This is a genomic window from Granulosicoccus antarcticus IMCC3135, assembly GCF_002215215.1.
GTDB lineage: Bacteria > Pseudomonadota > Gammaproteobacteria > Granulosicoccales > Granulosicoccaceae > Granulosicoccus > Granulosicoccus antarcticus.
The window spans coordinates 3,435,289-3,459,490 of the sequence record NZ_CP018632.1; the positions used below are offsets into that span (position 1 = coordinate 3,435,289).

Genomic DNA, 24,202 nt, shown 5'->3' on the forward strand with positions numbered 1-24,202 from the left:
AAGGCTCGTCAGCAGAACTGATCGGTAGTTGTATTAAAAAAGGGTCCGCTGTATTGCGGGCCCTTTTGTATTGGGCAGTAGCAACTCATGCTTTGCGCATCCCACTTGTAATAAAACCCAGTAGCCGCAGTCAGAGAGAGCCAGAATCCAATGAACCAGCCTGCGAACTCCCAATCAGATGTGGTCGCCGTTGATAACGCGAATGTTGTGTACAAGCCGCAGGCGGTCTCTGTGTCCGTGCCTGATGTGGCAGGTTCAGACCGACTAACGAGCGTGCTTGTACGTGAAGTCATGAGCGTGGATCCGTTGTCAGTCCACCCATCGGAATCCATTCAGAGGGCGGCCTTACGGATGGGCAAGCACCGGATATCCTGTTTGCCGGTAGTGGAGGATGGGCGCCTCGTCGGTATGGTGACCGAGTCTGACTTTGTCAGTAAAGTGGTGGCTAAAAGCCTTATGGTCACCCAGCCTGTCAGCCGGGTGTCAACGCAGCAGCCACATTTCGTGACTCCTGATCAAAGTGTGCTGGATGTGCTCACTTTGATGACGCGTCACCGGATTGCCCATATGCCTGTCTGTATTGATGGCATGCTGGTCGGCATCGTCACGCAGACCGATGTGATCCGGCATCAGGTCGCCACCTCAGTCTTCATGGTCGGCGATATTGCGCGAATGAAGTCCAGCACCGCCATTGCGGCTGTTGTGCAGGAATTACCCAGATTACTGGTATCAAGAGTCGACAGCGGTAGCAGTGCTTTTGAGACCGGGCGGATCATAAGCTCCATTACAGGTGCTGTGACTCGCCGATTGATTGAACTGGCCCAGGAGAAGCTGGGTCCGGCACCGATTGCCTATGCCTGGCTGGCCTGCGGCTCACAGGGTCGGCAAGAACAAACCGGAGCCACCGATCAGGATAATTGCCTGATACTCAGCGATGATTATGAGGCTGAAGTGCACGGCGAGTATTTCGCGAAGATGGCAGAATTTGTGTGTGACGGACTCAACGAGTCTGGTTATGTCTATTGCCCGGGTGACATGATGGCCAGTAATCCGAAGTGGTGTCAGCCTGTTTCTGTCTGGCGCGACTATTTCAATGACTGGATCAAACGACCAGGCCCGACAGCGCAAATGCTGGCAAGTGTCATGTTTGATCTGCGTTCCATACAAGGCGATATGACGCTCTACGAGCCGCTGCGTGAAGAACTATTAGCCAGTGCGAGTAGCAACAGCATCTTTGTTGCACACATGACCAGCAACTGCCTGACGCATAGGCCCCCGATTGGCTGGTTCGGCCGGATTAAAACTGCCTCTTCAGGTCCACACCGTGGCAAGATAGATCTCAAGCACGGGGGTGTTGTTCCGATCGTCGATATTGCAAGGCTGTACGCTCTTTCGGCAGCACAACCTTTCGTCAATACCGTGCAACGACTCAGTGCCAGTGTCGATTCGGGTGTGTTGAGTCAGTCAGGTGCACGTAGTCTGTGCGATGCCTACGAAGTGATCTCCCTGACAAGACTCAGGCATCAGGTGCGCCAGATAAAGCGTGCCGAACCTGTCGACAATCATGTTGATCTTGCTACCTTGAGCTCGTCAGAACGTGATCGCTTGCGGCACGCCATGAAGACGGTAAAAGACATCCAGGCTGCCATGAGTAACCGAATTGCCATGCTCGGCCGTTAATCCAGGAAATACCCGCTACACATGCTTGTTAATCTCATTTCGGCCATTGCCGTATCGGCCATTGTCTTTCTGCTTGTCTGGGCCTATTTTCGTACGGTGAAAAAGCCCATGCCACGCGCGCTGCTCCCGATTCTGATTGGAGGCACGGCGATCTCATACGGCATCTACAGCGAATACTCGTGGGAATCCCGGACGTTGCAGCAGATGCCCGCGTCAGTGGAGGTGGTCAGTACGTTTGAGGGGCGCTCTGTTTTTTCGCCTTGGGCCTATCTCATTCCTCGAACGGATCGTATGTCGCTGGTTGACACCAATACCATACGGCGTAATCCCGAGCATCCGGACTATCTCATCCTGGATCTTTTGCTGATGCAGCGTTTCAGTCCTGTCATGCAGGTTCGCCAGCTTGTTGATTGCCAGCGCTCCCAGCGGGCCGATCTGACAAACGATCCTGTCTTTGATAGCGAGGGCTTGCCTACGGACCTGCAATGGGAAACATTGCCCGAAGATCATCGGTTGCTGGAAGTGGCCTGCGCCACACCGTAGTTATTGACTTGATTTACCGTCAAGTCTCAGCACCCCTGGAACCAACAGGGGCGCTGCAGCGATGCCTTTAACGCATTTCGTTCACGTAGCAATGTGCTTCAGTCAGGGCCGCATGCTGCATGATGAGCAAAGGCTCATTCATGTTATCGAGCGCCAGGGCGTTTATGTCCAGTAACGCCAGCGCATCGCTGGATTCTACCTCAAGCATTTTTCTTTCAGATTGTGTGGCAATGCGCGCTGTCACTTTTTCAAGCACGGCACCCAGCTGGATGCCGTGTTCGGCCAGTAACCAGTTGAAAATCAGCTCGGGAACCGCCTCTGTCGTTGTTGGAAAATTGCTGACTCGGGTATGCGGGATGATGAAGTTGTCCAGCATGACTGGCTTGTCTCCGGCAATGCGGACCCGCGTAAGTTGTGTGACGCAGGTATCGGGCGGTAGCTTCAATCGTTCGCTCTCGGCTTGACTGGCTTGCCGGTTAGCGATTCCCAGTACTTTGGCAACGGTTGTTATCAGCTGACCATCTGATGTCTGCAGACGAAAATACTTGTAGAAGCGTGACAGGGTGTGGTTAGGCATACGCCCGGTGACCACCGTCCCGGTACGTCGTCGTCGCATGACGATACCCTCGTTGGTCAGATCCCCCATTGCCCGGCGGATGGTCCCGTAGGAGACGCCCAGCATTTTGGCCAGCTCTGTTTCTGTGGGCAGAACGTCACCTGCAGACCAGCTTCCCGAGGTGATTCGCTCGACTATTCGATCCTTGACTTGTTCGTGCAAAGGGGCTGACACAAGACTGCCACCCATCTCTACTGCCTTGTTCATTTTCTAACTCCTTCCAAAAAGCGCTTGCATATTTTTGCAATATGTATTTCTATATAGGTATGAGTTTTCAAATTATATCTGATCCAGACGTTGATCGCATGCTTTCTCAGCTATCAACGTTGGTGGCCTGCGATACCAGTTTCCCGCCAGGCGACAGCTATGCCGATATGGCTGAAATCGTTATCAATTTGTGCCGGGAGCTGAATGCCACGCATGAATTTGTTCGGATTCCAGAGCCGTTGTGGGCCTCCCCGGGCGTGCATGGTCCCCGAATCAACTTGCTGACAACGCCTGCGATTGTGCAGGAAGGTCTACCGGAATTATTGATCTATTTTCATGTCGACACGGCACCGGCAGGTGACGGCTGGCAGCGTCCTCCCTTTGAAGTAACACACGAGAACGGGATTGTTTACGGGCGTGGGACAGCTGATATGAAAGGTACGATCGTGGCCGTGCTGGATGCTTTGTACCGCCTGCAACAATCTGAAGTTGAACTCAAGTATCAGCCCATTCTGGCATTTTGTACCGATGAGGAGGGCGGCAAGTATCCGGGTATTCGCTATCTGGCTGAAACCATGGAGTTGCCTGAATTGCTACTCAATCTCAATGGTTCTGCTGAAAAGCGCATTTGGGCAGGTTGTTTTGGCTCATTGAACTACGAACTGGTCTGCCGCGGTAAATCAGCTCACTCGGGTACGCCGGAACTGGGGGTGAATGCCGTAGAAGAGGGCATGGCCGCGATACAGGCATTGATGAATCTGAAACCTGTCATTGAACAGCGTTGCAGTCAGATGCCGGCAGCGCCTGACGCCAGTGGACCGCTACAGGCACATCTGACTATCACCTCGATATCGGGGGGTGACAAGGGCGCGGCTGTGCCCGGCGAATGTCGCATCGTGTTCAATCGTCGTTACCTGCCTGAGGAAGATGAGCGGCAGGTGTACAACGAACTGCAAGCTGTCATAGAGCAGGCGCTGGCTGGCAGCAAGTTACTGGAGTGGTCGCTGCAGGAGATTGGACATCTGCCTCCTGTCAGGGATCCGGATGGCCCTGGAACTGATCGCTGGACAGCGGCGCGAGCCACCGCTTGCAACGAACCCATTGACAGCTTCGTGCGCTATGGCTCAACAACGTCTTCTGATTTTGGCTGGGTACAGCGAGCGGGTATCCAGCACATGATGCTGGGAGGCCTGTCGCGGCCGGGGCGCAATGTACACGGTGCCGACGAACATACCACCGAGAAGGATCTGGTGGAGTTGTCCCGAGCCATTCAATATTTTCTAGCCGCTGACTTTCAGCCTCAAACAAGTGAAGCCGTTCCGCTGGCTGAACCTACCGACTACACGTCATAAACTTACTCTGCAAGGATAAAAAGCCATGAGCCCTTCATCTTCGGATCGACGTCAGTTTCTGATTGGTAGTACCGCATTGGGCCTGAGTGCCCTGGGTCTGTCTTCCATGCCAGCCTGGTCAGCCACAGCAGGTGGAAGTTTGCGTGTAGGCATGAACATTACGCCCAACAAGCTGAACCCCATGCTGACGCGGCTCAACTCTGAATACATGTTGTCAGAAATGCTGTATTCGGGATTGACAACACTGGGTACTGACATGTCACCGCAACCCGATCTTGCGACTGAGTGGAGTTCCAATGAGGATGCAACACAATGGCGCTTCACTCTTCGTGAGAACGCGGTGTTCTCTAATGGACAGGCGTTGACGTCGGCCGATGTCGTGGCTTCCTTGAACAAGCTGCTTGACCCGGAAACATCCGCACCCGGACGCCGCAATCTGGGCCCCATTGCCAGTGTGGTAGCCGACGGGGACTTTACAGTCGTTATCACGACCGAAACACCGTTCAGTGATTTGCCGGTGGGTTTGACTTATCCAACAGCAAAGATACTGCCGGCCAGTCTGATAGAGAGCGATTTCGCCGGATTTGATCAGGTGCCTGTGGGCACCGGGCCTTTCAGGCTGGTTGAGTTCAAACCCGATCAGGTTGCTGTAGTGGAAAAGAACCCGGATTACTTCATCGCCGGTGAACCTCTGCTCGATTCTGTTGAAATCCGCACCTTTCCTGATGCCTCCAGTGCCGCTGCCGCAATGCTGGCAGGCGAGATCGATCTGCTCAACGAAATACAACCCACTGATTTCAAACGAGTGGCTGATTCCGCTGGTATTGAAGGTCTGGTCACCCCGTCAGGTCGTTTTCTTGACATCGTCATGGACACCTCCAAACCGCCGTTCAATGATGTACGAGTACGTGAAGCCTTGTCATTGTCGCTGGATCGTGAGGCAATCGTTGAGCTTGTCGCTGAAGGCTATGGGACTGCCGGCAACGATACTCCGGTCAATAGTGCCTATCGCTATCATGACGAGGCGCCGCTCAAGGCGTTTGACCCCGAGAGAGCCAAAGCCTTGCTGGCTGAGGCCGGCTACCCGGATGGGATCGAACTGGAGCTGGTTGCCTCGGTCAAACCCGGCTATCGTTCTTCTCTGGCGGTAGTGGTTCGTGAAATGGCTCGTGCCAGTGGTTTCGATATTTCCGTCAAGACCATGGATCATCCCTCCTATCTTGATCAGGTCTGGAAAAAGGGCCATTTTTATGTTGGCTTCTACAACATGCAGCCCACTGAAGGTACGATCTTCAACCTGCTATTCACCTCGGATGCTTCGTGGAACGAGACACGCTGGAACAATGAAGAGTTCGATGCTCTGATCGATGAGGCCGATCGAACCACGGATACTGACAAGCGTTCTGAGCTGTATGCAGAGGCTCAACGTCTGATGCGCAAGGATGTCCCCGCAATCGTGCCATGCTTCTTTGATGTTCTGGGGGCCAGGGCCGAGTACGTGGAAGGCTATGTACAGCATCCTCGCGGTGCCAACTACGGCTTTCACAAAGTATCCCTGTCAGACTCGGCGCCCAAGCGCTAGTTGATCTGATTCCATGTCAATCGGATTCCTTCTCAAACGTCTGTCATCACTGGTGGTGACAGCCATCATTGTCTCGATTATCGTGTTCAGCGTCACACAGCTGCTGCCCGCAAATGCGGCGACGATGATACTGGGCGAATATGCAACGCCAGAGTCTCTGGCCGCGTTGAACGCAAAGCTGGGCCTGGACGATCCTGCCTGGGCCCAGTATTGGAACTGGTTTTCAGGGATTCTACACGGTGATTTCGGGATCTCCTTGCGCACCGGGCAACCCGTCGGGCCTGTCATTCTTTCAGCATTTGGCAACTCAGCCATTCTGGCGGTGTGTGCGCTCTTTCTGGTTTCCCTGATCTCCATTCCTCTGGGTGTTCTGGCTGCGGCACGTCGTGGCAAGCCGGTTGATCTGGGGGTCTCGCTGATCAGCTATCTAGGGGTCTCACTGCCTGAGTTTGTATTGGCAACCTTGTTGCTGGCATGGCTGGCCAGTCCCGCTATTGCATTGTTTCCGGCATCTGGCTATGTACCCTTTGCCGAAAACCCGCTCAAAGCGTTGCATCACATTGCACTGCCGGTGCTGACTCTGACCATTGTTCTGACCGCACACGTGAGTCGGATGGTCCGATCCGAGATGGTTGATACGCTGGAGAGTGATTTCGTCAGAGCCGCCAGATTGCGTGGTTTGTCTGCAAAGCGTGTGTTGTTCCGACACGCTCTGCCCAATTCCATGTTGCCAGCCATCACGGTCATCGCGCTGGATATCGGCTATCTGATTGGTGGTGTCATTGTCGTGGAGGAGGTGTTCTCCTTTCCGGGTGTCGGTCGGCAACTGATTCTAGCTATTCAGAATCGTGATCTGCCCATGCTTCAGGCGGGAGCCTTGCTGATGGCCGTTACCTATGCGGCAGCCAATCTGCTGGCAGATCTGGCTTATGCGCTACTGGACAAACGGATACAATTCGAATGAGTGGTTTTTTGCGTACATTGTCGGCCCTGGTTCGAAGTCCACAGGGTGCGGTTGGATTGGTCTTGTGTCTGATATTACTCATACTGACGCTTGTCGGGCCAGAGTTGGCGCCGCTTGATCCGGAGAAATTTCACTTCACTGCGCGCTTTGCAGCGCCTTCGGCCGAGTTTCCACTGGGAACAGACTGGTACGGTCGCGACCTGCTGAGTCGTATTCTGGCAGGTTCGCGTTCCACCATCTTGCTGGCTCTGGTAGCAACCGTCATTGGTACGGTGGCAGGCTCCATCATCGGCATTGTCTCCGGCTATCTGGGCGGACGGGCAGATGAAATAATCATGCGTTTGAACGATGCCATCATGGCGATTCCCAGTCTGCTGTTTGCACTGTTGATTCTCTCTGTGCTGGGATCCTCATCGCTTAATGCGGTTATTGCCATCGGCATCGCCTTTACGCCAGGCATGGCACGTATTGCCCGATCAGTTACCTTGCAAGTGCGTGAGCTTGATTACATCTCGGCGGCCAAGGCACGAGGCGAGGGTGTTGCCTGGATACTCATGGCAGAGCTTTTGCCCAATGTGGTGTCGCCCATCATCGTTGAGGCGACTATCCGGGTTGCCTTTGCAGTCATGACGCTGGCCACGTTGTCCTTTCTGGGTCTGGGCGCACAGCCACCATCACCTGAGTGGGGGTTGATGATTGCAGAGGGGCGTGATCATATGTTTCGCAGTCCCTGGCCTATTCTGGTCCCCGGTGTGGCGATTGGTCTGGTGGCCATTGCCTTCAATTTACTGGGCGATGGTTTGCGTGATGCCTTGAACCCGCAGGCAAGCTCATGAACGATCTCACACCGATCCTTCGCATAGAGAACTACTCTTTGTCTTATGCCACACGCGCCGGTACGGTGCGAATTCTCGATGGCATTGAGCTTGAGATCAAACGCGGGGAGGTACTGGGGCTGGTTGGCGAGAGTGGTTCTGCCAAATCGTCACTGGCTAACGCCATCATGCGGGATCTGCCGGGTAAGGTTGCGAGTGAATCGGGTCGGATGCTGTTCTGCGCAGAGGACATTCTGGGTGTTGATGAGAACGCCATGCAGGCCATTCGTGGTAATCGAATCGCCATGGTCATGCAGAATGCCAGTACGGCACTCAACCCGACGCTGAGTCTGGGTGATCATGTTATCGAGATGCTCAAACAACATGGCAAGGGCTTGGAAGGTGATGTAAAACAGCTCGCCGTGGAAGCGCTGGATTTAGTGGGTCTGCCGGATCCTGTCGCCATGATGAAACGCTACGCACATGAGGTATCCGGCGGCGAGAAGCAACGGGTTGTGCTCGCCATGGCATTGGCCTGTGAGCCTGAATTGATCCTGTTTGATGAGCCGACCTCGGCACTGGATGCTACGACTGCTGCCACGCTGCTGGATCTGTTTGCATTGCTACAACAACGTACCGGTGTCTCCGCTTTGTTCATCAGTCATGATCTGGGTGTGGTGTCATCTGTTGCTGATCGGGTCGCGGTTATCTACGGTGGGCGTGTCGTTGAAGAGGCACAAACATCACAACTGTTCAGCAATCCTCAGCATCCCTACACGCGCGCTTTGCTGGCAAGTCTTCCCAGACCTTCTGATACTCGGACCGGTCGTCAACTGGCGACGCGGCGTAGCCGTCCGGCACCTCGTCTGGGGCCGGCACCGTCCTGTATCTATTCGCAATCCTGTGCCTATCATGAGCCAGATCGTTGTGACTCAGGAATTGTTGGTTTGCAGGCGGACAAGGGGCATGCGGTGGCGTGTGTCAAAGTCGTTGCAGAATTTGCAGGAACAGAACAACCCTTGCAGCAACGTGCAACCTTGATCAGATCGCAGAGTCGGCCGCAGACGATGATGGCACTGTCTGGTGTCTCTGTCTCTTATGGCCGAACGAGTTGGCTGGATTCTTTACGAGGGAAAACCAGGAAAGTACACGCTGTCATTGATGTCAATCTGACACTGATCAAAGGCGAGACGCTGGCACTGGTGGGCGAGAGTGGTTGTGGGAAATCGACGTTGGCCAAAACGCTTGCCGGCTTGGTCGGATTTGAGGGGGAGTTGAGTCTCTCTGGTACTCCTGTCAGGCGAATTGACGAAAAATACCGGTCCCGTGTGCAGATCATCTTTCAGAACCCCGATAGCTCACTTAATCCCCGGCATTCGATCAATACCATCCTCAGCCGACCATTGGCGCTATATCGCACCAGTCTTGCAGCGGCTGAACGATTGACTGAGGTCAAGGCTTTACTGCAACGTGTGCAATTACCTGAACACTATGCCAGTCGTTATCCGCATCAGCTATCAGGCGGTGAGAAGCAACGAGTTGCTATTGCAAGGGCTCTGGCGGCAAATCCCGAAGTCATTATCTGCGACGAAGTTACCTCGGGGCTGGATGCCAGCGTTCAGGCATCAATCGCATTGTTGCTGAAGAGCATCCAGCGCGAAAGCGGAACATCAATCATTTTCATTACTCATGATCTGGGCATTTTGCGGCACCTGGCGCATCGGGTAGCTGTCATGTATCTGGGGGAAGTCGTTGAACTGATGGACATCAACGACATGGACTTGCCGCCCTATCATCCCTATACCGAAGCATTATTGTCTTCCTTGCCGTCGATAGATCCGCTGACCAGCACTCGGCGAATTCGTCTGCACGGGGCATTACCCAAACGTACCGAGCGCGTGACGGGATGTGCGTTCCAGAGCCGCTGTCCTCATCATCTGGGTGAGCAATGCGTGACTGAGCAACCACCCAGACAGCTCACCGCTGATGGTCATGAGATCAAATGCCATATCGATATCAACGATTTATCCTCGCATGCGCCCCTCTGGCATGAACTTGTAATACAACCGGAAACCACATCATGACCCCCCAGGAGTTGGTAGCACAGCTTGATGAACAAGCCTGTCTTGACAGGTTGGTCGACCTTGTCCAGCACAAGAGTTATACAGAGACTGACGAAGAGCGTGCGCTGGCTGTGCATGTCAACGATATCTGTCTGTCTCTGGGTCTCGACAGTGCGCTGCAAAGCGTGGAAGGTACGCGCGTCAACACCATTGCCAGGCTCAAAGGTGAAGGCGGCGGTAGTAGTCTGTTGTTCAATGGCCATCTGGATACCAATCCAGCGACATCCGGATGGAGCGTTGATCCATGGGGTGGGGTGGTGGATGAAGAATTCATCTACGGCATCGGTGTTTCGAACATGAAAGCTGGTGATGCAGCCTACCTGTGTGCAGTGGAAACCTTGTTGAAAGCCGGTGCGAAGCTCAAGGGCGATGTCATACTGTCATTTGTAGTGGGCGAATTGCAGGGCGGTATCGGTACGGTACGCATGATCGAACAAGGTGTTCGTGCAGACTATTTCATCAACAGCGAGCCGACGGATCTGCAGGCATTGACGCTGCATGCAGGAGCCTTCTCCTATGAAATAAAACTGCAAGGCTCGACACGTCATGTCTCCAAAAGACATGAGGCCTGTGATGCACTGGCAGCTGCCGCCGCGCTGGTTCCACGTATTAACAACATGACATTTTCCGGCGTCACTGATCCCATGCATCGATTGGTTAATCGAGGCCATGTCGGTGTGGTTCGCGCGGGTCTGGGAGAGGAGTTTCATGAGTGGCGGCCACCTCAGGTGGCAGATCATGCCAAGCTGTTGGGAACATGCCGTTATGGGCCCAGTCAATCAGTAGAGACTGTACTGGCTGATCTGCGACAAATGCTGGATGCCTTGCAACTCGAATTTCCCGGGTTGGTCAGCACAGTCGCTTCTCACGATATACGCAAGAACAAACCGCAAATGCCTCCCTTCCAGGTGCCCGTCGATGCACCTATCGTACAAGTCATGAATCGCGCCTACCAGCAATTGACAGGCAAGCCTCAGCCTACGGGGGCCATCATGCCGCCCGCATTCTTTGGAACCGATGCAGCGCATCTGGCCGCAGCTGGCATGCAGGGTGTTGTCTGTGGACCCGGTGGTGAGTTCAATACCATGCCCGATGAGCGTGTTCGCAAGAGCCAGTTCCTTGATTGCGTAAGGTTGTACATCCTGGCCATCTGCGATGTTTGCGAGCTGGTGTAACTGAGTTTCGAGAAAGACCCGTGCCGATAGCAATACGGCACGGGATCAAACTCTATAGAACCGCAATCATTCAGCTCGGACGAGCTGGACGGTTGCTTCGCATGGTGGAAAGATACAGGCTGGTTTCGCTATTGGTGATGCCTTCAATGACCCTGAGTCTTTTCAGAAACTGGTCCATATCGGGTAGCGTGTGTACGGCGAACTCGATGACGCAGTCCCATTGGCCGTTGGTCGTATGAATGGCCTGCACTTCGCTGAAGCCTGCCAGAGCTCTGACGATTTCATCATTGCCATGACCTGAAATCTCTATCAGTGTCACGCCACGAACGGCGTGCTCCTGAGCATCGCCTTCGACGATAACCGTAAACCCCAGAATCTTTCCCGAGGCCAGCAGACCATCTATACGCGTGCGCACGGTGGTACGCGAGACTCGTAGCAACTTTGCCAGCTCGGAAACAGTGGCGCGAGCATTCTGGCGTAGCGCGCTGATCAGCTGCATATCGGTTTTGTTCATAATGGAAGTTTAAACCGTCATTTTGAACAAAAATGTGAAAATTAGACCAATTTTACCGATTGTAACTGCCATTACAGAAATCTAAGATTTCGCAATGATCAGCCAGGCTCATTCTGTCCACGATTGACGATGAGTGAGCCTGCATTTTTTGCACAACCTTGCAGATTTCAACCATGACCCATTCACGTAATCCGAATATCGATCCAGTACCTTTCATCCATGCTGGTTCGCCCGAACTGGTCGCACCATGAACGCGATTAGAAAACCGAGGCGAAGCGTTCAGGCTCCCAGTTCCGTGGTCATGATTCGTCCGCACAGTTTTCGCTCGAACCCTGAAACCAGTGAGGATAATGCTTTTCAAAAACAGGGTGGTGAGGATACGGATGGTCGTATCGCCAAGGCTGCGTATAAAGAGGTCACCGCGGCAGCTGAGACCTTGAGTCAGCACGGTGTCACGACACATATATTCGAGGATGAAGGGCAGGCGACGCCTGATTCGGTATTCCCGAACAACTGGTTCTCGACACACCCTGGCGGGCATGTTGCGCTCTATCCCATGGCCATGAAAAATCGCAGATTGGAACGGCGCAGCGATGTGCTGGAACTGCTCAAGCAACACTACCGCGTACAGGACATTATTGACTATTCGGGGCTGGAAGCCGATGGCATGTTCCTGGAAGGCACGGGCGCCATGGTGCTCGATCATGTCGATCGTGTGGCCTATGCTGCAAGATCAAAACGCACAGACCCTGTCGCACTGGAACGGTTCTGTACCCACTTCAACTATGAGCCCATGGTGTTCGATGCGCTTGATGCGACAGGCGTTGCGATCTATCACACGAATGTGTTGATGTGTATCGCAACGGATTTTGCTCTGATCGGTCTGGACTCGATCAGTAATAGGGCAAGGCGTGATGAAATAGTAGACAGGCTGAGTCGCTCAGGTCGCGAAGTGATGACATTGACCCATGAACAGGTTGCCAACTTTGCCGGCAATGCGATAGAACTGCAGGGCGCTGATAATCGCATTCTGGCCCTGTCATCAAGAGCTTCGGCAAGTCTGACAGACAAGCAGAAGGCGATCATTGAGCAGAGTTGTACGCTGGTGCCACTGGAGGTACCGACCATTGAGCTGGCAGGTGGTTCAGTACGCTGCATGTTGGCGGGAGTGCATCTGGTTAGTCGGTAACCGGCCTGGTTCTGCAAAAATAAAGGCAAGGGATTGCCTGATCAGGCGATGCGAAATTCTGGATCAGGCCTGGTTAGAGGATTCGATTTGTTTTTTGATTTTCTTGTTTAATATGCCGTATTGCAAGTATGAGAAAAACACGAACAGAAACAGGAGTGAGATAAGATCTCCGCATAAAAATAAGTGTCGGGATGAATGGTTTTCTGAGGAAGGGCATTTGTCCGGGAACTCTGAGTATCACCTTGATTTTCCGATCGACTCACTAAGGTTGCGCGTTAGCGCAGAGCTGTAACAATGGGCAATGCTATAATAAAGTCATGAATCGATTCGATCGCGTTACCTCCATTTTACTGTTGCTGCAAACACGATCGGTTCTTACAGCTCGATTTCTGGCAGAGCATTTTCAGGTTACCGAGCGCACGATCTATCGTGATATCAGAACCCTGGAGAATGCCGGTGTGCCCATTGGCGCTGAGGCGGGTGTTGGCTACTTTCTGGAAAAAGGTTATCGCTTGCCGCCGGTCAGTTTCACGCTTGATGAGGCAGCCTCCTTGTTATTAGGGGAAAAGCTACTGGTGTCGAGTCTGGATGCCAGTTCATTGCAGGATTTCAAACAGGCTCTGAACAAGGTCAGGGCGGTTATCGATAGTGCGGACACCGATTATCTGAGTTCGCTGGATACCGATCTGGAAGTATTCCCGACTGGCAGTCATTTTCCCATTGATGCTGCTCATGAAGAGAATCAGGAACCAGGGGTATCCGGAGCACAGGGAGTTGCGCACAGTGGGGATCGCTGGTTGCGTGAGTGTCGAGGTGCGCTGGTACGTCGGCAGGTGATAGAAATTGGCTATGCCAGCACTGGTAGTGACAGTCATACCGCCCGGCTAATCGAGCCTATCGGGCTTTTCTACTATAGCTGGCACTGGCATCTGATTGCCTGGTGTCGTCTGCGTGAAGCCTATCGGGATTTCAGGCTGGATCGCATTCAATCTTTCTCGCTACAGTCTGAGCAGTTTGCACGCCATAGCAGACTGACTCTGCAAGAGTATCTCAAGCAACGACCCGGGCAAGAAGAGTTGCAGGAGGTTGAATTGTACTTCAGTACAGAGGCTGCTCGATTTGTTGGCTTGTCAGTGCCCTCTGTCATAGTTGATTCCTCGGTCAAACACCGTGAACCAAGGTCCGGAGCTTCTCCGGTTCTCCGGTCAGTGAATCAATGGGAAACAAGCTATGAAGCGCACATCTGTCAATCCGTGGTCGTGGTCCTTGAAGCTCGGTTACCACCAGGCTGAAATACTTGAAGACATCAAACGACAGTTGGTCTGTGCAGGCCAGACCTCCGTTGATGCCCAGGGCAACCCGCAGCACACAGACGATATGCGTGGCCAGATGGCTCTTGCGCTGGAGAACCTGGAGGCGGTACTTGAGGCGGCTGGCATGAGTCTGAGCAATATCACGCGGCTCAATATCTACACCACGGATATGGACGAAACCATGGAGCATTTTGATGTACTGGGAGCGGGGTTCGGCGCGTTCAATGCCACACCGCCAATGACCCTGCTTGGTGTTACACGACTCGCGATTCCAACGCTAATGTTTGAGATCGAGGCGACAGCCGCAGACTAGATCGATTCAAGCCTATCGCCAACACAGCAAGCAATCACTTCACGGTAATGCCCAAAAAAACGGCTGATCATATGACCAGCCGAAAAGGGGTAATGCTTTAGGGGATAGAATTTTTTGAGTTTGGGTGCGCTCTAGCGAATCTGCAGCTTGTACTGGAAAAACAGGACAGCGTTGTTTTTCTGATCACCGTAGTCAATGGCAGGTGAGCCACTGATGTTGAGTACCGCGTTTTTGCTCATCTTTACTTCAAGAGCCGGGAAGGGCAGTATCTTGGTCTCCGGAGCACCGTTCTTCTTGAACTGCTTGTGCACAACGGAGATGCCGAGCAGCAGACGTACTCGACTGGCGAGAACAGCGCGTGTGGCGTAGTTGATGCCACCATAGTAGGACTGGTAACCAAAGCTGTCGGACAGGGTGCCGGCATTCCAGCCCAGCTTGTGGCTAGGTGAGTATTCCCAACCGATACCGGGTGTAAAGGCGTTGCGATCGTCAAAGTTTTCGAAATGCAGAGCCAGTGTGCTCAATACAAGGAAGCTGTTATCGGCTTTGGCGGAGGCGCTGCCTGTCAACGATCCAAAGGCCAGAAGTACAACTGTAACGATTTTGAAAATCTGTGTTTTCATTGTTCTAATCCCGTGTTCTTCGCTGATCTGCGCCAGCTTTAAAGAGCCGCTGTTGATCTGTGTCAACAACATGCCGCGAACTCTACTGGGGAGCTAAGAGATAAGCAAATGGGGCGGGAGTTTATGAAAAATATAATTAAAACATAAGGTTACGATAAAATTAGAGGTGCCAATACTATGGCGCATGGGTGTAATATGTTCTAAGTTGTTGTATTGAATAATGTTTCTCTGACACGAAGAGTCGTTTGGCGCTATGCCCAAAGCGAGAACCCGCACGGGTTTTCAGGAGCATCCCGAGGGGCTCTGTGAGATGGCTCTCAGTCATCTTCTGCGATCACGGTCAGTGAGCCGGTTTGATAATTCAATTCGGTTTCGTCAGTGCTTGCAAATTGAATCGCAGATGACGATGTCACTGATTGTCGTGCTTCATGTCATCTGGTACTCCGCCTGATTTCGGGCACGTTGATCTGGAGCAATGACTCTACAGATTACCCAAGTGGGACGGATCATTCCTGAGTCTTTCGAAACAATACTTTGTCCTGGCATGTCTGTAATAAACGTTCAATTACTTAGATGATGTTCTGGCATGTGAGAGAGAGATTTCGCTGCACATGTGCCAAACATCGGATAACAGGAGATATTGAATGGGTGGACACACAACCAGGCTCGACGCAATTGCCGCAATCACGAAGGCACCGCCACTAGAATCGGGTATGGATTTCATTGCCACTCCTGCCAGCGAATACTGGGGCAAGAATGTCTTTAGCCTGAGTGAGATGGCACAACGCCTTCCCAAGGCAACCTTCAAGTCTTTGAAGCGGACGATAACCTCCGGCGACCTGCTTGACATCTCCACCGCAGATGCCGTGGCTGAGGCAATGAAGACCTGGGCACTCAGTAAGGGCGCAACTCACTACGCTCATGTGTTCTATCCGTTAACCGGATTAACCGCTGAGAAGCACGATTCGTTTTTTGACCCCGACGGCGATGGTGGCACCATTGCCACGTTTGCAGGTTCAGCGTTGATACAAGGCGAGCCCGACGGTTCATCATTCCCGAACGGTGGTATTCGCCAGACCTTCGAAGCTCGGGGTTACACTATTTGGGACGTGACGAGTCCAGCCTATCTGATCGAAAATCCGAATGGCACAACCTTGTGTATTCCGACTGCATTCGTGTCATGGACCGGTGAAGCCCTGGACAGAAAAACCCCTATCCTGCGCTCCATGCAAGCTTTGAACACGCAAACACAACGGGTTCTGAAGTTCTTTGGCACCGATGGGCCTTTCGTCTCCTCCACGGCGGGTGCCGAGCAGGAATATTTTCTTATCGACAAGAATTTTTACTATGCACGACCCGACTTGCTGGCGTGTGGACGCACTCTGTTTGGTGCGCCACCTCCCAAGGGTCAGGAGTTTGATGATCACTATTTCGGTGCGATTCCCGAGCGCGTTCAGGCCTTCATGTTCGAGGTCGAGCGGGAATGCTTCAAGCTTGGCATTCCGGCCAAGACAAGGCATAACGAGGTAGCCCCGGGTCAGTATGAGTTTGCGCCAGTGTATGAGTTTGCCAACGTGGCGACTGACCATCAGCAGATGATGATGACGATCCTCAAGAAAGTGGCCGACAAATACGGCATGGCTTGCCTGATGCACGAAAAACCCTTCGCAGGTGTCAACGGTAGTGGCAAGCATGTGAATTTCTCCATGGGTTCGTCAGCCGCTGGCAATGTATTTGATCCTGGCGATACACCTGCCGAAAATGCGCAGTTTCTGGTGTTCTGTGCGGCTATGATCAGTGCGGTCTACAAGCACGCAACGTTGCTACGCGCGGTGGTGGCCACGGCCTCGAACGATCATCGTCTGGGTGCTAACGAAGCCCCACCTGCCATTTTGTCGGTGTTTCTTGGCACTGAGCTCAACGAGATCATGGAAACCATCCTCAGCGGCGATTCTTCGGTCAGCTCGAAAAGCAGCACGCTTAACATAGGGGTCGATGTACTACCGCCGATACCCAGGCATTCGGGGGATCGTAACCGTACCAGTCCTATGGCATTCACAGGCAATCGGTTCGAATTCCGGGCGGTTGGTTCGAGTCAGTCAATCTCCGGGCCAATGGTTGCACTTAATATCATCATGGCCGAAGCACTGGATGAGGCCGCTACAGAATTGGAACGCGCTGATACCAGCTCGAGAGAAGCCTTGGGTAAAGCGGTTGAGGCCTATGTGAGCAAGGTTTGGAAAGAGAGTTCGAGCGTGGTCTTCAATGGCGATGGATATTCATCCGGTTGGCATGAAGAGGCAGCCAGACGCGGACTTCCCAATCTGGCGACCACTGCAGATTCACTGGGTGTCTTTATGGAGCCTGCAACAATTTCTCTCTTTGAAAAATACGGCGTGTTGTCGGCGCGTGAACTTGAATCACGCTACGAGGTTTATGCCGAACAGTACGTGGCTACGGCCAATGTCGAATCGAATCTGGTTCTTGAGATGGGCAGAACACAGATATTCCCGGCTGCCATTCGCTACCAGAGCGAGCTGGCGCTCAGCCTGGCTAATCTCAAGGCCGTCGGTATCGAGACTGATCACGATTCCATCAACCTCATCACCAGTCTGATCAAGAGTCTGCAAGTATCACTTGATGATCTGGAGAAGCTGAAGAATCAGGAAAGTTCCATAACCGATGTTGCGGCTCATTGTCAGTTCGTCAAAACCGAGGTATTGCCTAAAATGCTGGAAGTGCGCACGACGGTTGATGCACTGGAACATCGGGTTGCGGATGATTTGTGGCCGTTGCCAACATTTCAGGAAATGCTTTTTATCCGTTAGGAAAAATCAGAATTCCGTTCCCTGGTAGCGGTTGAAGATGCCGGGGGAGGCGATAATGCAGCTATGGCTGCTTTATCGGGCCCGATAGAAAACGGCTGGTCAATTGACCAGCCGAAAGGGGTCGTACTCAGGAGATAGAATTCAGTGCAATTAACACTACGTTAGCGTAGTTGCAGTTAGGCGACTACTGGTAGTAACCAACAGCGCATACCTGGTCACCGACTTTGGTGACGTAGGTGATTTTCTGTACAGGCTCTGTCGTATCAGGGCGTGGCCACATATAGCTCACCTCGCTTACACCACCTTCACTTGCGTTCTTGTAGATTTCTTCACCCAACGCAGCACCGGTCTTGTCTTTCAGATCTTTCAGGCTCTCTCCGGTTAGAGACGGGTGTGCGGTGAAGTTTCCGTCCGGGCCGCCACAAAACGGATAGAGATCACGGTCCTTGAAACCACCTTCGCCACTAGCGAACATGGTAAGTGCTGCTGCCTGGTCGGTTTCCAGTGCAACAACGGCTGATTCCAGCATGGCTTTGGCCTCATCAGCGGTACCAAAATCACTGGCAGCGAATACGCTGCTGCTCAGGGCCAATGCCGAAAATGTGCTTATAGCGAATTTGTGTAACATATTCGTAACTATTCAGCCGTATTTGTCGTTGCCGCGATAGATTTGCACACTTGATTAGTACTTGATCGAGAGCAATACCGCTGGCCCTGCATCTGTAAGCGCTGTATGCGCATTCATTTTCCACGGTGCCTCAAGATTGCACAGTGGTGCTATTTTTCTGGCAGTTTTCTCAATGACGTCTATGCTCCTCATAGACAAAACGTGGCTATGAGAGCAGCTCTGAAATGTTTGGGTTGTCACAGTGAAAATTCAGGATATTGACGTTGAATCGACCATCGAGTCGGTCAAGCTATCTCTGAAAAATGAGAAGGATCTATCACCTGCGCTCAGATCCTCTTTGGAGGTGTTGCTTCTGTTGGTTGGCCTGCTGCTCAACCGTGTCACTCTTAACAGCAGCACTAGCAGCATCCCACCTTCACAAGATCCGAATCGCGACAAGAAAGCGAGGCCGCCCAGAGGCAAACGCAAGCCCGGTGGACAAAAAGGTCATAAGGGGTGCACCCTGGAACCGGTGGCTGAACCAGATGAAATTGTGCCCATCAAAATCGATAAGCGCACGATTCCCACAGGAGTCGAGTACAAAGAAGTGGGCTATGAGTCACGACAGGTTTTTGATATCAAGATCTGCGCTGTCGTCACCGAGTACCGCGCCCAGATTCTTGAAGGTAGTGATGGATATCAGTACACCGCACCATTCCCCGAAGGAGTGGTTGCCAGAGCTCAATACGGCAATACGGTAAAAGTTCAGGCAGTCTATCTGTCTCAGAAACAGCTCATTCCCTATGAGCGAGTACACGAACAGTTTGCTGATCAATTTCTAATGCCGCTTAGTGCCGGGACGATCCATAACTTCAATCGTAAAGCGTTTGACAAGCTGGAAGAATATGAAAGTTGGGTCAAGTATCAGCTCACGAACAGTACCTTACTTCACGTGGATGAAACGGGCATCAACATTAATGGCAAGCGTCATTGGTTGCACTGCACCTCGAACCTACAATTTACCTACTATTACCCGCACGAACGCCGTGGCACTGAAGCGATGGATCAGATCGACATTCTTCCACACTTCACCGGCGTGCTATGTCATGACCACTGGAAGCCCTATTACACATATCTTTTTTGTCTCCATTCTCTTTGTAACGCACACCACCTACGCGAACTGCAGCGTGCCTGGGAGCAGGATAAGCAAGCGTGGGCAAGAACGATGCGTCAATACCTGATAGAACTCAATACAGCGGTCAACAAGGCTCAAGGTAAGTTGGATTTAGATGAGGCGACTCGTTGGTACGCCAGATATCGTCGGATAACGAAAAAAGCACAGATCGAATGTCCTCCACCGATAGACAATCGTCGAAGTGGTACCCGTGGCCGCCTCAAGCGCAGCAAGTCACGAAATTTGCTCGAGCGTCTGATCAACTACGAAGATGACGTGTTGCGATTCATGAGTGATGCGATAGTGCCGTTCACCAACAACCAGGGTGAGAACGACATACGGATGACCAAGGTGCAGCAAAAAATATCAGGATGTTTCCGTTCGATGGACGGTGCCTTGATATCGTGTCGAATTCGCGGCTACCTATCGACGTGCCGCAAAAATGGAGTTTCAGCAACTGATGCGCTGAACATGCTCTTTGATGGGCAGTTGCCTTCGTTCATAGCCAATACTATTCAATCACAAGCTCAGGCCGCCTGAAACGGCTGAATAGTTACACATATTCCTTCCTTTAAGAGTATGAATAATCCAAGCCAGCGATGGGCAGGATTCAATGGTTAACGCTCCTTCCTTAAGTGGGCAGAATAGCTTGAGCTGAACGTTGGCAAGTCGAACAATCAGTAATCGGTGTAGAGCCTGGAGTGAACTCTCTGAATGGTTTCAATGGCTAACGTGCTCTTTCAGCCCACCTGTAGGAATCATACGAGTGTGACGCAGTTATCACAAGTAATGTGTCGAAGCAGCAATGCTTCTCATGGAGGCAACCGTTTTCAAATGGAAAATATCTCGCACTGGCACCAAGTGTTCAACAGGCTCGATTGTGCAGAATCCTAAAAACTGCAAGGTTGTCTCTGCCTGTTCAATGCGAGTGCGAAACGTAGATCTGATGACCCTCGTCGCAAATTCTCGATTGAAACGTTGAGCACAAGTGTTACAAACAATGAGAATGGAACTTGATGCGATTCGTCAGCATGAACTTTATTTGCGCCCAAAAAAATGGCTGATCAAACGATCAGCCAAAAGGGGTAATGCTTTAGGGGATAGAATTTCTGGAATTGGGTGCGCTCTAGCGAATTTGTAGCTTGTACTGGAAAAACAGGACAGCGTTGTTTTTCTGGTTACCGTAGTCAATGGCGGGTGAGCCACTGATGTTCAGTACCGCGTTCTTGCTCATTTTTAGTTCGAGAGCCGGGAAGGGCAGTATTTTGGTTTCCGGAGCACCGTTCTTCTTGAACTGCTTGTGCACCACGTTCAGACCGACAAGGAGGCGTACTCGATTGTAGAGAGCAGAGCGTGTGGCGTAATTGATGCCGCCGTAGTAGGACTGGTAGCCAAAGCTGTCGGACAAAGTGCCTACGTTCCAACCCAGTTTGCGGCTGGGCGAGTACTCCCAACCGATGCCTGGAGTAAAGGCGTTGCGCTCGTCGAAGTTTTCGAAATGCAGAGCCAATGTGCTCAATACAAAGAAGCCGTTATCGGCTTTGGCGGAGGCGCTGCCTGTCAACGATCCAAAGGCCAGAAGTACGACTGTAACGATTTTGAAAATCTGCGTTTTCATTGTTCTAATCCCGAGTTCTTTGCCGGTCTGCGCCAGCTTTAAAGAGCCGCTGTTGATCTGTGTCAACAACATGCCGCGCACTCTACTGGGGAGCTAAGCGATACGCAAATGGAGTGGGGATATTTGGAAAAACGATTTAAAACATAGTGTTATGGCTTTATTGCTGGCGCCATTACTATGGCGTCAAGCTAAAATTCATCGTAAGTAGTTGTATTGAATGAGTTTTATTTGGCACGATGGCCAACCTGTCTCTATGCCCAAAGCGAGAACCAGCATGGGTTTTCAGGGGCGAGTCGAGGGGCTCTGTGAGACGGCTCTCAGTATCTGTCAGCTTGAGAGACAGCGATCCGGTGCCTCGATATCCATGTCCGGATGAGCACATGGGGTATACCGCCAAGCTGATTGGAATGCTCGGCGGTATAGGGACTACTTAAGCAAACAGCAAATCATAAGCTTTGCAATACGCTCGGCCTTTAGGGGCAATCTTCAGAAAAACACCTTTGGCTGGTGCATCTGCAGGTGGAGCGATCTGCACTGCCAATTCTTTTTTGATCAGTGTTTTGTAGGCTGCTGTTACCTGAGTAGTAGGCAATGCTGTTAATTCAACAACCTGGCGTTTGGTGCATGGAGCCTTTTTCGCTTGAGCACCAATAGCGTTCAAGACAGCCACCAAGGCAGTGACATCGTCAAAGTCTAGTTTTTTAGCGGCACGTGGCATATCTGTATATCTCTAGTCAATTAAGTTGGTTACGGGTACAGGAAGTCGCTATTTAAGCGAGCCTCTATCTGTTGGTTAAAGCCGAAGGCAATAGCTTTGGCGCATATAGTGTCATATTGACGTTCTTAGCGCTTGTTTAAGACATAGATAATATAAATTGCAATGACCTTTTTTTCTTCCTGTGCGGCTTGATTCCCGATTGCGCGATCGAAGCGAAGCTGCAATCTGTTTCAGATTTGGGGGGCATTGGATAACGCTTCTTTAGCTTTGACACTTTAAAAATAGTAGTTTTCAGGCAATCATCGAACTGATATGAAAATTCAGGTGGAATGTTTGAGTGATCGATTTTTAGTGAAAAACCATATTTTAGAAAACTTTTGGTTCTGGAGAATAAGTGCTGTGGCTGTCGAAAAAGAATCGCTGTTTCGTCTTTTCAGGGCAGTTGTGGTCACTCGCTGATACCACTGCGAACTTACAGAGCGTAAATTGTGTCGCCAGAAATTGATCGCAATCTTTGCTCTGGTGTATTCCTTGGCAATGATGGTGTTCAGCTTTCGTGTCTCGGTGGATGGCTGGCTGGAGGGTGTGCTGCCTGCCTCCTTGCATTATCCGCTTGCCGGTTTGTTATCTGTTTTTGGATAATGGTTAATCATTTTCGAGTATATAAATGGATGATAAATGTCGATAGTCTCGCACCATGAACTCAAGGAGACCTGATATGAACGACATCGCACATTACATCAATGGTTCGGCCCTCAGTGGCGATTCCAGTCGCACGCAGCCTGTCTACGATCCGGCGACGGGTGAGACGGAGAAGAACGTGGTTTTGGGATCAGCCGCCGACGTGGATACCGCGGTCGCAGCAGCCAAGGCTGCCTGGCCAGCCTGGTCCAAGACGCCGGCACTCAGACGTGCCCGTGTACTGGATCGATTCAAATCGATCTTGTGGGAGCGCGCTGATGAGCTGGCCGGTATTCTGGCCTCTGAGCATGGCAAGACACACGAGGATGCACTGGGTGAAGTGACCCGCGGTCTGGAAGTGGTTGAGTTTGCCACCAGCGCTCCCAGCTTTCTCAAAGGGGACTTCTCCGAGAACGTAGGAACCGGTGTCGATAGTCACAACATTCGTCAATCACTGGGTGTGTGTGTCGGCATCACACCGTTCAACTTTCCTGCCATGGTGCCCATGTGGATGTTTCCGGTCTCTCTGGCCTGCGGTAACACCTTTATCCTGAAGCCATCCGAGCGGGTGCCATCGGCTTCTCTGAAAATGGCCGAATGGCTAACCGAAGCGGGTTTGCCGGACGGTGTCTTTAATGTTGTACAAGGCGACAAGGAGGCAGTTGATGCGCTGCTGAACCATCGTGACGTCAAGGCCATCAGCTTTGTCGGCTCCACACCGATTGCCAAGTACATCTACACAACGGGTACTAGCAACGGTAAGCGAGTGCAGGCATTGGGTGGTGCCAAGAACCACGCCATCATCATGCCTGATGCAGATCTGGACATGGCTGCCAATGCACTGATGGGGGCTGCCTACGGTTCAGCAGGTGAACGTTGCATGGCAATCTCGGTGGCAGTGCCAGTGACCGACGCGGTGGCCGATGCGCTGATCGAAAAGCTGATCCCCAAGATCGAAGCTTTGAGAATTGGGCCCACAGGCGACAGTGATTCGGATATGGGACCTCTGGTTACCGCCCAGCACCGTGATCGCGTTAGTGGTTATATCGATGCGGGCGAGGCGGAAGGTGCGAAAGTGGTTATTGACGGTCGTGGCTTCAAGCAGGACAAGCAGGGTTTTGAAAATGGCTACTACCTGGGTGGCACGTTGCTGGACAATGTCACAGCCGATATGTCGGTGTGGAAGGATGAAATCTTTGGCCCGGTACTCGCCGTGGTGCGTCGCAACTCCTACCAGGAAGCGCTGGACCTGGTGCACAGCCATGATTTTGCCAACGGTACTGCCATCTTTACTCGTGATGGTGATACGGCACGCGCTTTTAGTCAGGATGTTGAGGTGGGCATGATTGGTATCAATGTGCCGATTCCTGTGCCGATGGCATTCCATAGTTTTGGTGGCTGGAAAGCATCGATCTTTGGTGATCATTCCATGCACGGTATGGAAGGTGTTCGCTTCTATACGCGCATCAAGACAACAACGACTCGTTGGCCTGATGGTCAGCGCAGTGATGCTGAGTTTGTGATGCCGACTCTGGGTTGATCGTCTGTTTCCAATCAGCGATACCTG

Annotated in this window: 21 protein-coding genes; 15 read left to right on the forward strand and 6 right to left on the reverse strand. The window is 52.1% G+C overall.

From position 1 onward, the window contains the following. Positions 1-150 precede the first annotated feature (150 nt). Both IMCC3135_RS14700 and IMCC3135_RS14705 read left to right on the forward strand, forming a co-directional pair. Complete coding sequence (locus IMCC3135_RS14700) at positions 151-1,680, forward strand: DUF294 nucleotidyltransferase-like domain-containing protein (protein WP_088918313.1); 1,530 nt, start codon at positions 151-153, stop codon at positions 1,678-1,680. A gap of 21 nt (positions 1,681-1,701) precedes the next feature. Further along, on the forward strand, positions 1,702-2,223 hold the full coding sequence (locus IMCC3135_RS14705; protein ID WP_088918314.1) for a hypothetical protein: 522 nt from the start codon (positions 1,702-1,704) through the stop codon (positions 2,221-2,223). A 67-nt stretch (positions 2,224-2,290) separates the two neighbouring features. Here IMCC3135_RS14705 and IMCC3135_RS14710 read toward each other — a convergent pair whose 3' ends face one another. Continuing rightward, positions 2,291-3,046, reverse strand: a complete 756-nt coding sequence (locus IMCC3135_RS14710) for a GntR family transcriptional regulator (RefSeq protein ID WP_088918315.1) — start codon at positions 3,044-3,046, stop codon at positions 2,291-2,293. Between the two features lie 98 nt (positions 3,047-3,144). Between IMCC3135_RS14710 and IMCC3135_RS14715 the strand changes: the two genes are divergently transcribed. Genes IMCC3135_RS14715 through IMCC3135_RS14740 form a run of 6 tightly spaced genes read left to right on the forward strand, consistent with a single transcriptional unit; the run spans position 3,145 to position 11,057 of the window. Next, positions 3,145-4,398 carry a M20 family metallopeptidase gene (locus IMCC3135_RS14715; RefSeq protein WP_157735993.1) on the forward strand — a complete coding sequence of 418 codons (1,254 nt, stop codon included), beginning with the start codon at positions 3,145-3,147 and terminating at the stop codon, positions 4,396-4,398. 25 nt (positions 4,399-4,423) lie between these two features. Beyond that, complete coding sequence (locus tag IMCC3135_RS14720) at positions 4,424-5,980, forward strand: ABC transporter substrate-binding protein (protein ID WP_088918317.1); 1,557 nt, start codon at positions 4,424-4,426, stop codon at positions 5,978-5,980. A 13-nt stretch (positions 5,981-5,993) separates the two neighbouring features. After that, entirely contained in the window at positions 5,994-6,944 is a 951-nt protein-coding gene (locus IMCC3135_RS14725) for an ABC transporter permease (RefSeq protein WP_088918318.1), read from the forward strand. Beyond that, positions 6,941-7,780 carry an ABC transporter permease gene (locus IMCC3135_RS14730; protein ID WP_088918319.1) on the forward strand — a complete coding sequence of 280 codons (840 nt, stop codon included), beginning with the start codon at positions 6,941-6,943 and terminating at the stop codon, positions 7,778-7,780. Before IMCC3135_RS14725 ends, IMCC3135_RS14730 begins: the two co-directional genes overlap by 4 nt. Next, entirely contained in the window at positions 7,777-9,843 is a 2,067-nt protein-coding gene (locus IMCC3135_RS14735; RefSeq protein ID WP_088918320.1) for a dipeptide ABC transporter ATP-binding protein, read from the forward strand. Before IMCC3135_RS14730 ends, IMCC3135_RS14735 begins: the two co-directional genes overlap by 4 nt. Then, a complete protein-coding gene (locus IMCC3135_RS14740) occupies positions 9,840-11,057 on the forward strand; it encodes a M20 family metallopeptidase (RefSeq protein WP_088918321.1) in 1,218 nt (405 codons plus the stop codon). The genes IMCC3135_RS14735 and IMCC3135_RS14740 overlap by 4 nt, the downstream gene beginning before the upstream one ends. A 70-nt stretch (positions 11,058-11,127) precedes the next feature. On the opposite strand, the gene IMCC3135_RS14745 is transcribed toward IMCC3135_RS14740, so the two are convergent. After that, positions 11,128-11,571 carry an Lrp/AsnC family transcriptional regulator gene (locus IMCC3135_RS14745; RefSeq protein WP_088918322.1) on the reverse strand — a complete coding sequence of 148 codons (444 nt, stop codon included), beginning with the start codon at positions 11,569-11,571 and terminating at the stop codon, positions 11,128-11,130. A gap of 247 nt (positions 11,572-11,818) precedes the next feature. On the opposite strand from IMCC3135_RS14745, the gene ctlX reads away from it, so the two are divergent. The 3 genes from ctlX (at position 11,819) to IMCC3135_RS14760 (ending at position 14,386) form a co-directional block, all read left to right on the forward strand. Further along, on the forward strand, positions 11,819-12,760 hold the full coding sequence (gene ctlX, locus IMCC3135_RS14750; RefSeq protein WP_088918323.1) for a citrulline utilization hydrolase CtlX: 942 nt from the start codon (positions 11,819-11,821) through the stop codon (positions 12,758-12,760). A gap of 317 nt (positions 12,761-13,077) precedes the next feature. Next, positions 13,078-14,052 carry a helix-turn-helix transcriptional regulator gene (locus IMCC3135_RS14755; RefSeq protein ID WP_088918324.1) on the forward strand — a complete coding sequence of 325 codons (975 nt, stop codon included), beginning with the start codon at positions 13,078-13,080 and terminating at the stop codon, positions 14,050-14,052. Continuing rightward, a complete protein-coding gene (locus IMCC3135_RS14760) occupies positions 13,991-14,386 on the forward strand; it encodes a RidA family protein (protein ID WP_088918325.1) in 396 nt (131 codons plus the stop codon). Before IMCC3135_RS14755 ends, IMCC3135_RS14760 begins: the two co-directional genes overlap by 62 nt. Positions 14,387-14,517: 131 nt before the next feature. On the opposite strand, the gene IMCC3135_RS14765 is transcribed toward IMCC3135_RS14760, so the two are convergent. Continuing rightward, positions 14,518-15,009, reverse strand: coding sequence for a hypothetical protein (locus IMCC3135_RS14765; RefSeq protein ID WP_157735994.1), 492 nt, complete (start codon positions 15,007-15,009; stop codon positions 14,518-14,520). Positions 15,010-15,653: 644 nt separating this feature from the next. On the opposite strand from IMCC3135_RS14765, the gene IMCC3135_RS14770 reads away from it, so the two are divergent. Next, positions 15,654-17,837, forward strand: coding sequence for a glutamine synthetase III family protein (locus tag IMCC3135_RS14770; protein WP_088918327.1), 2,184 nt, complete (start codon positions 15,654-15,656; stop codon positions 17,835-17,837). Positions 17,838-18,021: 184 nt separating this feature from the next. Here IMCC3135_RS14770 and IMCC3135_RS14775 read toward each other — a convergent pair whose 3' ends face one another. Then, positions 18,022-18,465 (reverse strand): cache domain-containing protein, encoded by a 444-nt coding sequence (locus tag IMCC3135_RS14775; protein ID WP_088918328.1) that lies wholly within the window; start codon positions 18,463-18,465, stop codon positions 18,022-18,024. A 241-nt stretch (positions 18,466-18,706) separates the two neighbouring features. Between IMCC3135_RS14775 and tnpC the strand changes: the two genes are divergently transcribed. Then, positions 18,707-20,158, forward strand: coding sequence for an IS66 family transposase (gene tnpC / locus IMCC3135_RS14780; RefSeq protein ID WP_088918329.1), 1,452 nt, complete (start codon positions 18,707-18,709; stop codon positions 20,156-20,158). Positions 20,159-20,744: 586 nt separating this feature from the next. Here tnpC and IMCC3135_RS14785 read toward each other — a convergent pair. Together IMCC3135_RS14785 and IMCC3135_RS14790 are read right to left on the reverse strand one after the other, a co-directional pair. Beyond that, positions 20,745-21,236: a hypothetical protein gene (locus IMCC3135_RS14785; RefSeq protein ID WP_157735995.1), complete on the reverse strand. Its 492-nt coding sequence runs from the start codon at positions 21,234-21,236 to the stop codon at positions 20,745-20,747. Positions 21,237-21,666: 430 nt separating this feature from the next. Continuing rightward, positions 21,667-21,954: a hypothetical protein gene (locus tag IMCC3135_RS14790; RefSeq protein WP_088918331.1), complete on the reverse strand. Its 288-nt coding sequence runs from the start codon at positions 21,952-21,954 to the stop codon at positions 21,667-21,669. Positions 21,955-22,455: 501 nt separating this feature from the next. Between IMCC3135_RS14790 and IMCC3135_RS34080 the strand changes: the two genes are divergently transcribed. After that, positions 22,456-22,596 carry a hypothetical protein gene (locus IMCC3135_RS34080; RefSeq protein WP_157735996.1) on the forward strand — a complete coding sequence of 47 codons (141 nt, stop codon included), beginning with the start codon at positions 22,456-22,458 and terminating at the stop codon, positions 22,594-22,596. Positions 22,597-22,672: 76 nt separating this feature from the next. Beyond that, positions 22,673-24,175, forward strand: coding sequence for a CoA-acylating methylmalonate-semialdehyde dehydrogenase (locus tag IMCC3135_RS14795; RefSeq protein WP_088918332.1), 1,503 nt, complete (start codon positions 22,673-22,675; stop codon positions 24,173-24,175). Positions 24,176-24,202: the final 27 nt, after the last annotated feature.